Source organism: Paenibacillus sp. ICGEB2008 (assembly GCF_000307675.1).
GTDB lineage: Bacteria > Bacillota > Bacilli > Paenibacillales > Paenibacillaceae > Paenibacillus > Paenibacillus polymyxa.
In genome coordinates, this window is record NZ_AMQU01000030.1 from 32,600 (window position 1) to 45,941 (window position 13,342).

At 52.7% G+C, this 13,342-nt stretch carries 11 protein-coding genes, 1 pseudogene and 1 riboswitch; all 12 genes and pseudogenes read left to right on the plus strand.

All coding sequences use genetic code 11. The annotated features are described in order from the left end of the window. Positions 1-76: 76 nt before the first annotated feature. The gene (locus C400_RS0124675) at positions 77-934 is read left to right on the plus strand and encodes a uroporphyrinogen-III synthase (protein WP_017428594.1); all 858 of its coding nucleotides are present in this window, start codon (positions 77-79) and stop codon (positions 932-934) included. Positions 935-1,133: 199 nt separating this feature from the next. Further along, positions 1,134-1,688, plus strand: coding sequence for a TIGR00730 family Rossman fold protein (locus C400_RS0124680; RefSeq protein WP_017428595.1), 555 nt, complete (start codon positions 1,134-1,136; stop codon positions 1,686-1,688). Between the two features lie 57 nt (positions 1,689-1,745). Further along, a riboswitch (cobalamin riboswitch) is annotated at positions 1,746-1,931 on the plus strand. A 308-nt stretch (positions 1,932-2,239) separates the two neighbouring features. Next, positions 2,240-4,036, plus strand: a complete 1,797-nt coding sequence (gene cobJ / locus C400_RS0124690) for a precorrin-3B C(17)-methyltransferase (RefSeq protein WP_017428596.1) — start codon at positions 2,240-2,242, stop codon at positions 4,034-4,036. A gap of 94 nt (positions 4,037-4,130) precedes the next feature. Further along, positions 4,131-5,198: a sirohydrochlorin chelatase gene (locus tag C400_RS0124695; RefSeq protein ID WP_017428597.1), complete on the plus strand. Its 1,068-nt coding sequence runs from the start codon at positions 4,131-4,133 to the stop codon at positions 5,196-5,198. Further along, complete coding sequence (cobK, locus tag C400_RS0124700) at positions 5,195-5,974, plus strand: precorrin-6A reductase (RefSeq protein ID WP_016822798.1); 780 nt, start codon at positions 5,195-5,197, stop codon at positions 5,972-5,974. The genes C400_RS0124695 and cobK overlap by 4 nt, the downstream gene beginning before the upstream one ends. Positions 5,975-6,138: 164 nt before the next feature. Further along, a complete protein-coding gene (locus tag C400_RS0124705; protein ID WP_013373522.1) occupies positions 6,139-6,783 on the plus strand; it encodes a precorrin-8X methylmutase in 645 nt (214 codons plus the stop codon). Between the two features lie 74 nt (positions 6,784-6,857). Next, positions 6,858-8,003 (plus strand): cobalt-precorrin-5B (C(1))-methyltransferase, encoded by a 1,146-nt coding sequence (locus C400_RS0124710; protein WP_017428598.1) that lies wholly within the window; start codon positions 6,858-6,860, stop codon positions 8,001-8,003. Continuing rightward, on the plus strand, positions 7,996-9,252 hold the full coding sequence (cbiE, locus tag C400_RS0124715) for a precorrin-6y C5,15-methyltransferase (decarboxylating) subunit CbiE (protein ID WP_017428599.1): 1,257 nt from the start codon (positions 7,996-7,998) through the stop codon (positions 9,250-9,252). The genes C400_RS0124710 and cbiE overlap by 8 nt, the downstream gene beginning before the upstream one ends. A gap of 29 nt (positions 9,253-9,281) precedes the next feature. After that, complete coding sequence (gene cobI, locus C400_RS0124720; RefSeq protein WP_017428600.1) at positions 9,282-9,998, plus strand: precorrin-2 C(20)-methyltransferase; 717 nt, start codon at positions 9,282-9,284, stop codon at positions 9,996-9,998. After that, positions 9,995-10,789, plus strand: coding sequence for a precorrin-4 C(11)-methyltransferase (gene cobM, locus C400_RS0124725; protein WP_013373518.1), 795 nt, complete (start codon positions 9,995-9,997; stop codon positions 10,787-10,789). Before cobI ends, cobM begins: the two co-directional genes overlap by 4 nt. Then, a pseudogene (locus tag C400_RS0124730) lies at positions 10,782-11,869 on the plus strand (cobalt-precorrin 5A hydrolase). Before cobM ends, C400_RS0124730 begins: the two are co-directional and overlap by 8 nt. Next, entirely contained in the window at positions 11,862-13,316 is a 1,455-nt protein-coding gene (locus tag C400_RS0124735) for a cobyrinate a,c-diamide synthase (protein WP_017428601.1), read from the plus strand. The pseudogene C400_RS0124730 and the gene C400_RS0124735 overlap by 8 nt, the downstream one beginning before the upstream one ends. The last annotated feature ends 26 nt before the right edge of the window (positions 13,317-13,342 follow it).

Here is a 13,342-nt window from a genome sequence, read left to right on the forward strand (position 1 = left end):
ATTCTTATTTGTCTTTTGCCTTTCTGATTGTATACTTGGTAGAAAGAAATACGACATCTACAAGGGAGGCAACAGCATGGCACAACGCATGGCAGGTAAGAGAGTCGCTCTTGCCGGTCCCCGTAAAGCAGAAGAAATGGCGTTGCTAGTTATGAAGATGGGGGGCGAGCCAGTAGAACGCCCGGCCCAGGGGACTGTTTTTCTGGATGATATTGAGCTGCGCAACGCTGTTGTATCGTGGGTGAAGAACCCTCCGGACTGGTACATCTTCACGACAGGTATGGGACTGGATGCTCTGTTCGATATGGCAGAGGATATGGGCGTGGCCGAGCAGATTATAGAGTTGCTGCAATCCTCCAACATTGCAGCACGGGGCTACAAGACGGTCAATGGACTCAAAAAGCGCGGCTTTACGCCAGCAGTACGGGACGAGGACGGAAGTTTGATCGGATTGACACGGGCTTTTGCCCCATATGATCTGAAGGGGAAGGAAGTACTGTTGCAACTGCATGGAGACCCGGCCCCCCGGTTGGTAGAGTGGCTGGATGAGCAAGGCGCAGTGACCCGCCAAGTACTTCCTTATAAGCATATCCCACCTGAAGAAGCAAAATTGCAGGCGCTACTAGATGATGTTATAAACCGTACGATTGATGCCGTTACGTTCACGAGTGGTCCGCAAATTCGATTTTTGGCCCAATATGCCAGAAAGCAAAATCGAATGGAGGATTTACTGGAAGCCTTTCGTGAAGATGTCATTGCTGTATCGGTAGGCAAGGTGACTGCACAATCCATTTTGGAAGAAGGGATTGAACGAGTCGTATTTCCAACTGAAGAGCGCATGGGTGCGATGATGGTGGAACTGGGCAAATATTTCGAACATAGCGATTCGGTGCATGGCTGTGGTCTGAAGAGCGTGAACGGTCATTTGAAATGAGCTGGAAATGATAAATGCAGTAAGCTAAAAATGAACTTATATTTACTAATACAGAGTAAAATAGAGATAAGGGCCTACGAGGTCTTTATCTTTTTTTGTTGGACATGCATCGCAAAGTTTTTTGTTATAGCGAAAATATTTATCTAATATAATGAATAAGTTTCGATGCATGATATTGAGGACAGGAGCTGAGACGTTTATGAATTCTATTTGTGTATTTGCAGGGTCCAGACCTGGACATTCATCGGTATATGTTGAGGCGGCAGGCAAGCTGGGTGAAGCTATGGCTCGCCAGCATATCCGTTTAATTTATGGAGGCTCCAGCAGAGGGCTGATGGGTAAGGTGGCGGATGAACTGCTGGCGGGTGAAGGTCAGGTCACCGGCATTATGCCCACCCTGTTATTCGATGCAGAGATCATTCATCGGGGAGTTACCGAGTTTATTGAGGTAGCAAGCATGCATGAACGTAAAGCGGCGATGAGCGAGATGGCCGATGCGTTTATAGCCCTTCCGGGAGGCTTGGGAACCTTTGAGGAGCTGTTCGAGGTATTGTGCTGGGCGCAAATCGGTATACATCGCAAGCCCATTGGGCTGCTGAATGTGAATGGATATTTTGACCCGTTGGTAGAAATGGTACGTCATAGCGTGCAGGAAGGGTTTACCGGAGCTGATCATCCAGCGCTACTGAGTATATCTGCGGACCCGGATGAACTGCTGCATATGTTGAAAAATAAAGCAGAGAACTTGAAATAAAGCTTTTTTCGTGCTTGCACAACTGATTGAGGCAAGGTTATGATAAGACCCATAATCAAATAGCGGACAGACAAGGTGCCTTTGCGGTTGAGCAAAGGGTAACAGGGAATCGGGTGCAAGTCCCGAGCGGTCCCGCCACTGTAAGGAAGAGGGTTCTTTTAAATGGTCACTCGTACAAAACGGGGAAGACGAGAGAATCCGTTGATGCCAAGCCAGGAGACCTACCTTGATCTGTATGCACCGTTAACCTTCGCGGAGAGGATGGGTGTACGAAATCAGGAAATCAGGCACACGTTGCTTTTTCCATGTTGGTTACAGGTTTGCGTGGATATGAACGTGCAGCAGCGTTTGAAGCGTAAACAAAACAGATGGAAAACAACGGCAGATAGGAGGAAGACAAGAACTGTCTTCTTACGCTGTTTCGTCTGGTGAGAGAGATACGTACATAGGAACCCCATCCGGGCAGGATGGGGTTTTTTGAGTTAAAGGATGCCACAAATTATTGAAATAGATAGTATAGCTGCCCTGAAAAGGATGATAGGAGGAGCACGATGAGCCCATTAGGAAAATTGCTGGTGATTGGATTTGGACCAGGAGATATGGAACATATCACAAAACGGGCGTTGGATGCGCTGGCCGAAAGTGAGGTCATTATCGGCTACAATACCTACGTTGATTTGATCCGTCCGTTGTTGAACGGACAGGAGATTGTACGCACAGGGATGACAGAAGAAGTGAGCCGTGCGCAGGAGGCGGTTCGCCAAGCAGAGATGGGTAAGAAGGTAGCCGTCATTTCCAGTGGAGATGCTGGGGTCTATGGCATGGCAGGGCTGGTGTACGAAGTGCTGATGCAAAAAGGCTGGCGTCGCGAGGACGGGGTTGAGGTAGAAGTTGTGCCGGGGATCTCGGCTATTCAATCCTGTGCTTCGTTGTTGGGAGCGCCGGTTATGCATGATGCTTGCACAATCAGTCTGAGTGATCATCTGACCCCGTGGGAAACGATCGTGAAGCGTGTAGAAGCTGCGGCTTCGGCTGATTTTGTGATTGCCTTGTACAATCCGCGTAGTGGTCGGCGTACCCGCCAGATTGTGGAGACGCAGTCCATTTTGCTCCGTTACCGTGATCCGCAAACTCCAGTTGGACTGGTGAAGAGTGCTTATCGTGAACGTCAGCAGGTTATTGTAACGACGCTGGAAGATATGCTGAACCATGATATCGGGATGCTGACGACCGTAATCATCGGCAATTCCTCGACGACAGTGTATGACGGGTTAATCGTGACTCCGCGCGGCTATCAGCGTAAATACACGCTGGACGCGACCGAGCAAGTGCTCAAACCGCATCAGCGGCTTCGCACGGAAGCGGAGCCGTGGTCGCTGGGCGCGCAAGAGGATCGCGCGCTGGATACACCGCAGGGAGGTGGAGCAATGTCTGCGTCTCCCGAGCCTTCCGCGAGCAGCGCTGCGGTTGCCACGCAGGCACGCCCGCAGGCGATGGCTACCGTGCAGGCTGCGCCCGCGAAGCAAACCGGAGCGGCTCCAGCATCGCTGGCAGCAGAGGCACTAAGCCGCCTAGCTGTCGGCGGCAAGCTGCCGGGCGAAGCCAATGCTCGCTGGAGCGGGCAAGCGCCTGCTGCCCAGAGCGCCGTCGGAACGGCAACGGTGGCTACCACTGGGAAGGCGTCAGGCGGCTTTGGCAAGCCTGCGCTGTTTGAGGTGGGGGTTTCCCCTGGCGTGGGAAACAAGAAATTCACTGCTCGGCAGATGGCACTGCTCGCCGAGGTAGCGGGTGATGATGGCGAGCTGGAATACACGCCAGATCATCAGATCGTGCTGCGCGTGCCGTGCGCAGACCCCGAGGAACTGGTCGGACGGCTTCGGGATGAACGATTCATTGTCATGCCGATCGGCGATGTGTTTAAGGTCAAGGCATGCGACTTCTGTAATATGGAGAAGGATGACGCAGTGCCTGTGGCTGAGCACCTACAGGTTGTGCTTGGCGGATTACAGGCACCCAAGGAAACGAGCATTGCTTTGAACGGATGCGGCATGGCCTGCTATGGAGCGGTACTGGAGGATATCGGAATTGTCTACCGCAAGGGAGGATATGATCTTTTCCTCGGCGGCAAAAAATTCGGCCGTAATGCTCATGCCGCTCAGCCCGTAGCGGAAGGAATTCCGGGTGATCAGATTACGGACATCGTGGAGAATATTATCGCTGAATACAAGGAAAAAGGGCATCCGAACGAGCGTTTTCATAAGTTTTTCAAACGTGTAGGCATCGTTGCGGGTTTCCGGCATGAAGATGCACCAGCAACAGTAGAAGTGAACGCGGTTTGTGGTGATTAAGTGGGTTGGTAGGCTTGATGAACAGGATACAAGCATATATATATAATAGGGCGTCATGTAGGCTATCCCTATCAATGAGGAGGAAAACACAGCAGTGGATGCAATATTGTTGGTTGGACATGGAAGTCGGGACCCAGAGGGTAATCAGGAACTACTGGAATTTGCGCAAGCAGTGGCAGATCGGGCGCCAGGTACGTGTGTAGAAACCTGCTTCCTGGAGTTGGCACGCCCAAGTATTGCCGAAGGAGTACAGGCGTGTGTGGACAAAGGGGCGACGCGTGTCGTTTTTATTCCGATTATTTTGTTCGCAGCAGTGCATGCCAAAATTGATATTCCGAAGGCAATCGACCGGGCAAAGGCAAAATACCCGCAGGTGGAATTTGTATACGGACGTCCGATTGGCGTTCACGAAAAAATCGTTAGCATACTGCTAAACCGCTTGAAAGAGGCCCGCCCTGTTGCAGTTCCAGCAGGGATGAATAGCGCTGTAGAGGCATCTACCGAGGTATCTGACGAAGAAACAGCGGTACTTGTATTAGGACGCGGAAGTAGCGATCCAGATGCGAACAGTGACTTTTTCAAAATCACTCGTATGCTGTGGGAGAAGCTTTCTTATACGTGGGTAGAAAGCAGCTTTATCGGTGTGACGCAGCCTTCTTTTCCCGATGGCCTAGAGCGTTGTGTACGATTGGGGGCCAAAAAGATTATCGTGCTTCCGTATTTTCTATTCACAGGTGTGCTGATTAAGCGCATTGGAGAAATGACTCAGGAATTCGCCGAGGCTCACCCTGCATTACAAGTGGAAATGGGCGGATATTTTGGCTTCCATCCTCAATTAGTTGAGCTGGTGCTGGAGCGAGCTAACGAAGGTTTGTTCGGCAAGGTTACGGCTAATTGCGATAACTGCCAGTTCCGTCTGGAAGCGCAGGAGCATCACCATCATCACCACGACCATGATCACGACCATGACCACGATCACCATCACGACCATGACCATCACCACCATCATGCACATGAGCATGATCACCATCACGAGCACCATACACACAGCCACGCTCACGATCATGCGCATGTCCATGCTCACAGCCATAATGACCATGATCACGATCATTCACATGCGCCGTCTGTAGTGAACGTAACCGGGCAGGTGAATGGCTCATGATTTTCATGCTATGCGGAACGAGCGATGCAAGGGAATTGGCGCTGCAAATCCGTGACACCGGCTTTAACGTATTAACTTCGGTCGTAACCGAAAGCGCGGCGGCCAGCTTGTCCGAAGCAGGGCTGGACGTACGTACAGGCCGAATGACAGCCAATGAAATGGGTGCAATGATTCGGGAGAAGGGGATACAGGCCGTTGTTGATGCCAGTCATCCTTTTGCAGAAGAAGCACATGCGAATGCGATGACAGCTGCTCGCGAGTCTGGAGTTCCTTATATTCGCTACGAGCGGACGGGACTGGTGTATGACAATCATCCATTGCTCCATATTGTGTCTTCTTATGAAGAGGCCGCATTAATTGCTAAGCAACTCAAAGGCTCTGTCATGCTTACGACGGGCAGTAAGACGCTCGGCACATTCACCAAGCATTTACTCGGAGACCCGGAGATTCGTCTGGTTGCACGTATGCTGCCGCGCCTCGACAATATGGAGAAGTGCGGCGAACTGGGGATGGAGCAAAAAAATATTATTGCCATGCAGGGGCCCTTTTCCCGTGAGATGAACGAAGCATTGTACAAGCACTTTGGTACAACCGTGATGGTCACCAAGGAAAGCGGACGCACGGGAGCAGTGGATGAGAAGGTTCAATCTGCTCTGGATCTGGGTATTCACGTCATTTTGATTTCCAGACCGGAAGTAGAGTTTGGTACGGTATTTGATCATTTCGACGGAGTAATTGATACATTGCGCACAGCAACAGGGAAGATTTCCATTTGAGTTGGTTCAAGTCCCTACGGGTTCAGTTAATCCATAACGACTGCTGGCATGTATCTAAAATATAGTCATCTTAAAATACGTGTTTTAATAGAAATACCTGTTATTTCAATACACGAGCAGTTATTTTTCCTAAACTAATTTTCCATAAGGGAGTGGTCGATACCATGGACTTTAAAACAGATTTTAAACCGCTAACGGTACAGCCGCAGGAGATTGAGGGTAAAAGCTTCGCGATGATCACAGAAGAATTGGGAGAGCATCCATTTACAGCAGAGCAATATCCCGTTGTACAGCGTGTCATTCATGCATCTGCTGATTTTGAGTTGGGGCGCAGCATGGTATTTCATCCGAAAGCCATTGAAGCCGGAATTGCAGCTATTCGCGCAGGACAGCCGGTGGTGGCAGATGTGCAGATGATTCAGGCGGGGTTGAGCAAGGATCGCATCCGTCAATTTGGCGGGGATGTTCATGTGTACATATCTGACCCGGACGTGATGGAAGAAGCCAAAAGGCTGAACACGACACGTGCCATTATTTCGATGCGCAAAGCGATTCAGGCGGGCGAAGGTGGAATCTATGCGATTGGCAATGCGCCTACAGCGTTGCTGGAGCTGATTCGTCTGGTGAAAGAAGGAGCGGCTAAGCCTGGACTGGTGATTGGTATGCCCGTAGGTTTTGTATCGGCGGCAGAATCCAAGGACGAGCTACGCAAGCTGGATATTCCGTTCATTACGAATATTGGACGCAAGGGCGGCAGCACGATTGTCGTAGCAGCATTGAATGCAATCTCCTTAATGGCTGTCCGCTAGATGCGGTTGTCCGTTTGCTGTATCATGAAATGAATTAGAGCATGATCAGCAGAAGAGGTTAAGGAGGAATTGGCATGGAAAAGGAAGCGGCGTCCGCCGACAGGCCCAAACGGATGAAAAGTGGTGAAGCTCTCGCGCCGGACAAGCCGATGCGGTCAGGCTTTACGACGGGGGCCTGTGCGGCTGCAGTAGCCAAAGGAGCGGTACAACTGCTCATTACGGGCATAGCGCCGAAGGAAGCGGTGATATCGCTGCCCGCGGGCTTCGATCATGCATTTGAACTGATCGAGCCTGTGTTGGATGCGGACGAAGCTTCCTGCACGACGATCAAGGACGGTGGCGATGACCCGGATGCCACGCATCAGGCGAGAATTAGCGCCTCTGTTAGCTGGCGCGAGGAGCCGGGCATTGAGCTGGACGGCGGCATCGGCGTCGGGCGGGTAACGAAGCCCGGTCTGCCTGTGCCTGTCGGACAAGCCGCGATCAATCCGGTGCCGCGCCGGATGATTACGGAGGCCGTATCTGGCGTGCTTGAGGAGCACGGATCGGCCAAGGGTGTCCGTGTCGTTATCAGTGTGCCGGACGGCGAGGAAATCGCCAAGAAAACGCTGAACGGGCGACTTGGCATTCTTGGCGGTATTTCCATACTGGGCACACGCGGTGTAGTCGTTCCGTTCTCCACGTCTGCTTATAAAGCCAGCGTGGTGCAGGCTATATCGGTTGCACAAGCGATGAACTGCGAGGAAATTGTCCTGACCACAGGCGGCAGCAGTGAAAAATATGCGATGCAAATGTATGATCAGCTGACGGAAGAAGCCTTTATTCAGATGGGCGACTTTGTCGGCTTTGCAGTCAAGCATGGCAAACGATTGGGAATGAAGAAGATTATTCTCGTCGGTATGCCCGGCAAGCTGTCGAAGGTTGCTCAGGGTGTCATGATGGTTCACTCCAAGAGCGCTCCGGTGGATTTTGGATTTTTGGCCCAGGTTGCGCGTGAGGCAGGTGTGGACGAGTCGCTTGCAACGGCAGTAGCTGAGGCGAATACAGCTACGCAGGTGGCGGATATGATGACCGAAGCGAATGCGCTGAGCTTTTTTGAAAAGTTATGTACCTATGGGTGTCAGCATTGTCTGGAGCATGCAGGTGGTGGAATCACCGTGGAAATGGTACTGGTAACGCTGAAAGGGAACGTGCTGGGGAGGGCGAGAGTCGGTGAGTAGAGTAATTTGTGTCATTGGTATCGGTGAAAATGGAGCGGCAGGTCTGTCGCAGGAGACGCTGGAACAAATTGAGCGTGCCGACCTGTTGGTGGGTGGTGAGCGCCAGCTAGCCTTTTTCGAGGCAGCCGCAGGAGAAAAACGAACATTAAAGAGCGGCTTATCCGCCGTGGTGGAAGAATTGGGACGGTTGCGTGAGCACAAGGATATTGTCGTGCTTGCGTCAGGCGATCCGCTTTTTTTTGGAATTGCAGGCTATTTGTCTGCCAAGCTGGGGGCTGAGCACCTGGATATTTTACCCCATCTCAGCTCGGTTCAACTGGCATTTGCGCGTCTTGGTGAAAGCTGGCAGGATGCGGTGCTGGAAAGTGTGCATGGTCGTCCAATGACCGGACTAGCGCAGCGGATCGATGGACAGAACAAGGTCGCGCTGCTAACGGACGACCGGAATGACCCGGCCGCAGTCGCTGCCTATTTACTGCATTATGGCATGACGGAATATGATGCCTTTGTCGGCGAGCATTTGGGAGGACCGGATGAGGCGTATCGGCATTATACGCTGGAAGAGATGGCGCAGGGAACCTTCCAACCCCTGAACGTGGTTGTTTTGCGTCGCCGTAAGGGAGAAGACGTGCCAGCAATTCGCCGGGGATTTGGCTTCGAGGATGCGGAATTTCACCAGCGCAAGCCGGAAAAAGGGCTGATCACGAAGCGTGAAGTGCGCGTATTTAGCTTGTCCGAGCTGCGATTGACCGAGCGAAGCATCGTATGGGACATCGGCGCAGGCTCCGGTTCTGTCGCTGTGGAATGTGCGCGGCTGGCCAAGTACGGGCAAGTGTTTGCCATTGAGAAGAATGAAGGCGATCTGGCCAATGTGGAAGCGAACAAGGTCAAATTCCGCACTGATTTTCCAGTGATCCATGCCAAAGCGCCTGCCGGATTGGACGAGCTGCCAGACCCGGATGCCGTGTTTATCGGCGGGAGTGGAGGAGAACTGGCAGAACTGATTCGTCTGTGCGCTTCCCGTCTGCGTAAGGATGGGCGAATTGTAGTGAATGCTGCAACCATTGAGACGCTGCATGACGGTATGAAGGCGATGCAAGCCGTAGGACTCGAAACCTCGGTGACGTTACTGCAAACAGCGCGTAGCAAGCCGATTTTGAATATGACTCGTTTTGACGGACTCAATCCGATATATGTTATTACAGGACAGCCGCCGGTAGACGTGGCTGACGGAGCAGCAGAGGAGTAAGCTGGTAAATCAAGAGGGGGAGAGACAGCATGAATACGGCGGCAGTAGGAACACTTTATGGCGTAGGCGTGGGGCCGGGTGATCCCGAGCTGATCACGGTCAAGGCGTACCGGATGATTCAGGAATGTGCAGTTGTGGCATATCCGAAAAAGCGCCGGGGAGGCAAATCGTATGCTCACGAGATTGTGGAATTATACGTTAACCCGGAGGAAAAGGAGATGTTGGGACTCATTTTTCCAATGACCAAAGACCCGGTTGTACTGGAGCGGGAGTGGAACAAAACGGTAGTTGCTTGCTGGGAAGCTCTGAGTCAAGGAAAGGATGTAGCCTTTGTCACAGAAGGAGACCCTAATCTGTACAGTACCTTTATTCACTTGGCGCGTCTGATGAAGGATCTTCATCCCGAGGTGCCGATTGTATCTATTCCAGGCATCTCTTCTGTATTGGGAGCAGCGGCAGCGCTTGAATTGCCTTTGGCTGACGGAGATCAGCAGGTTGGTATTATTCCGGCTACGGAGGATCGCGAAGCGATGAAGCGGGCGATTGAGAATCACGATACGGTCGTGTTTATCAAGGTTGCCAAGGTACTGGATTTGATTTTGGATGTGCTGGACGAGCTCAATCTTGGCGATCGTGCATCGGTCATTACCAAAGTCACTTCTCCTTATGAAATGGTATGGCGCAACGCTCGTGAGCTGCGCGGACAGGAGCTTGAATATTTGAGTTTAATGGTGGTGAGCAAATGACGTTGGAGCCAAAGGTATATATCGTAGGAGCAGGCCCTGGTGACCCGGAGTTGATTACGGTCAAAGGCTCCCGGATTCTACGTACTGCAGATGTGGTGTTGTACACTGATTCACTAGTGAACGATGAGCTGATTGCTACGGCTAAGCCCGAGGCACAGGTACTGCAAAGCTCAGGCATGGATTTGGAGCGGCAGGTCGAGATTATGAGCGAGGCTGTGCAGGCTGGGCGCAGTGTAGCCCGTGTACATACAGGTGATCCGGCAGTATACGGTGCGATTTTGGAGCAAATGGTGCTGCTGAAGCAGCGCGGAGTAGCCTACGAAATCGTACCGGGCGTGAGCTCGGTCTTTGCTTCTGCGGCCGTGCTGGGTGCAGAGCTAACCGTGCCTGACTTGACGCAGACGGTCATTCTGACGCGTGCCGAAGGCCGTACACCTGTACCGGATCGGGAAAAGCTGCGTGATCTGGCATCCCATCACTGTACAGTGGCGCTGTTCCTCAGTGCAACGCTGGCGAAGAAGGTAGTCGTTGAATTTTTGGCGGCTGGCTGGAGCGAAGACACGCCTGTAGCCGTTGTGCAGCGCGCAACTTGGCCAGACCAAAAAATCGTGCGCACGACGCTTGCCCAATTGCCAGCCGATCTGCGTGCAGCAGGCATTACGATGCATGCCATGATTTTGGCAGGGTGGGCGCTCGACCCGGGGTTAGTGGACAAGGACGCACATCGTTCCAAGCTGTATGACAAGTCGTTCACCCACGGCTACCGAAAGGGAGTGAAGCCTGGTGAGTAATCCATTTGCCGCTGTGGCGATCACGAAGCATGGAGTCGAGATGGTCCGCAATTTGGGAGCCAGCTTTCCGGGTACGGATGTGTATTACATGTCCAAGTTTGAGCGTGGAGACGAGCAGGAGCGTGGCATTCAATTGTTCGAAGGTTCGGTCAAACTGATTTTGCCGGATTTATTCAAACAATATAACGGTATTATTTTATTTATTTCCCTCGGTGCGGTGGTTCGTATGATTGCACCGATTTTGGTGGATAAAAAGGTAGACCCCGCCGTGGTCGTCATTGATGATCGCGGAGAACATGTCATTAGCGTACTGTCTGGGCATTTGGGCGGCGCAAATGAATTGACCCGTCATGTAGCCGCTGTACTGGGGGCACGTGCGGTAATCACGACTGCATCGGACGTGCAGGGCACGATTCCAGTGGATATGTTGGGGCGGGAATTGGGTTGGGTGGTCGATAGCTTCGATAAGGCCACGCCTGTGAGCGCCGCTGTTGTGAACGAGGAGCCCGTTGTACTCATACAAGAGACAGGCGAACGGAACTGGTGGCGCTATGACAAGCCAGTACCTGCACATATCAAGGTATATGCCTCAATGGCGGAAGCGGCACAAGAACCGTTCAACGCCGCGTTGGTCGTAAGTGACCGTTTGTTGGAGCCTGAGGAAGAGGAGAGGTTTCTTTCTAATGGCGTGTTGTATCGTCCTAAAAGCTTGGTGCTTGGCATTGGCTGCAATCGGGGAACTGCATTGGAGGAGCTGGAGGCTGGGGTGCTGAACACCTTGCAAGAGCTGCGTTTGTCTGTAAAAAGCGTACGGAATATTGCTACGATTGACCTGAAAAAGGATGAAGAGGGCTTGCTCGCCCTCTGCGCCAAATACGGCTGGGAGCTGGTGACGTACACTCCGTCAGAGCTGAACACGGTGCAGCTTCCCAATCCATCGGAAACTGTCTTCAAATACACTGGCGCCTATGGGGTCAGCGAACCATCAGCCTGTTGTCTTCCGGTGCGGACCATTGGCTGCTGGAGAAGAAAAAAAGCGGAAATATGACGTTGTCTGTAGCGCGGATTTCCTATGACTGACGATATGAAGCAGGCTATACAGCCAGACTCGTCTGCCACGGCACGCAGAAGTCGTATCGTTGTCGCCGGTACGGGCAGCGGCGCGGGCAAAACGACTGTGACTCTCGGGCTGATGAAGGCGTTCGCCGACAGCGGCCTGCGAGTGCAGGGGTTTAAGTGCGGTCCGGATTATATTGATCCGACCTATCATACGGCCGCGACCGGAACGCCTTCCCGTAATCTCGATTCCTGGATGACCTCGCCGGATACGGTGCGTGAAACCTTTATCCGCGCATCTGAAGGCGCAGATATCTCCGTGATTGAAGGCGTCATGGGGCTATATGACGGCAAGGACCCGCTCAGCAATATTGGCTCGACCGCCGAAATCGCCATGCTGACGGATAGCCCGGTATTGCTGGTCGTCGACGTGCGCAGCATGGCACGCAGCGCGGCCGCCATCGTGCTTGGCTTTCAGCGTTTGGAGCCCAAGCTGCGCATTGTGGGTGTAATCGTGAATCGCTGCGGTAGCCAGGGGCATTACAGCATAGTCAAAAGGGCAATCGAGCAGGAATGCGGCATCCCTGTGCTCGGCTGGTTAAAGCGCGATGACGGATTGGATATTCCCGAGCGTCATCTGGGCCTGGTGCCTGCTGTAGAACGCGGCGAGCTGGAGCCGCTCTTCCAACGGGCGGCAGAGCTGATTCGCGCGGGTACGGATCTGGATGCACTCCGGGCATTGGCGGATTCGGCTCCGCCGCTCAGTCTGCCCGAGCACCCATTATTTCCTCCAGATCAGCCTCCCACAGCAGGACATGAAGTCGAGACTGGGGAACGTCCCATCATTGCTGTCGCCAGAGATGCGGCGTTCAATTTCTACTACCCCGAAAATATGGATTTGCTGCGCCAAGCGGGAGCAGAGATTGTCTATTTTAGTCCGCTGGCGGGAGAACGCGTCCCTGAGCACGCCAACGGCCTATATCTGGGCGGCGGCTTTCCCGAGGAGTTTGCGGCAGATATCGCTGCCAATACGGGCTTTCTGCAAGATATCCGCAACGCAGTGAGCCGGGATATGCCTGTATTCGCCGAGTGCGGTGGTTATATGATACTGGCCCGGACACTTACGGATCGGGCGGGTCACGCCCACCACATGGCCGGGGTGATCCCTTCGGACGTTCGCATGCAGGAGAAGCGGGCTGCATTGGGATACCGGGAAGCAACCGCATTGCATGATTGCTTGCTGCTGAAGGCTGGAGAGACGATTCGTGGACATGAATTTCATTATTCGGTCATGAGCTATGATGAATCTGCCGCCCCCTATCCCTTTGCCTATCAAACCAAGGGGATGCGCGGACTTCAGAGTGAAGGTTATGCCAAAGGGAACCTTTTGGCAGCCTACACACACATTCATCTCGCTTCTCTACCCAAGGCAGCAGCACGCTGGGTTGAAAAATGTCGGGCTTACCACTAAAACACAAAAAAGCCGGGTCCCTATAA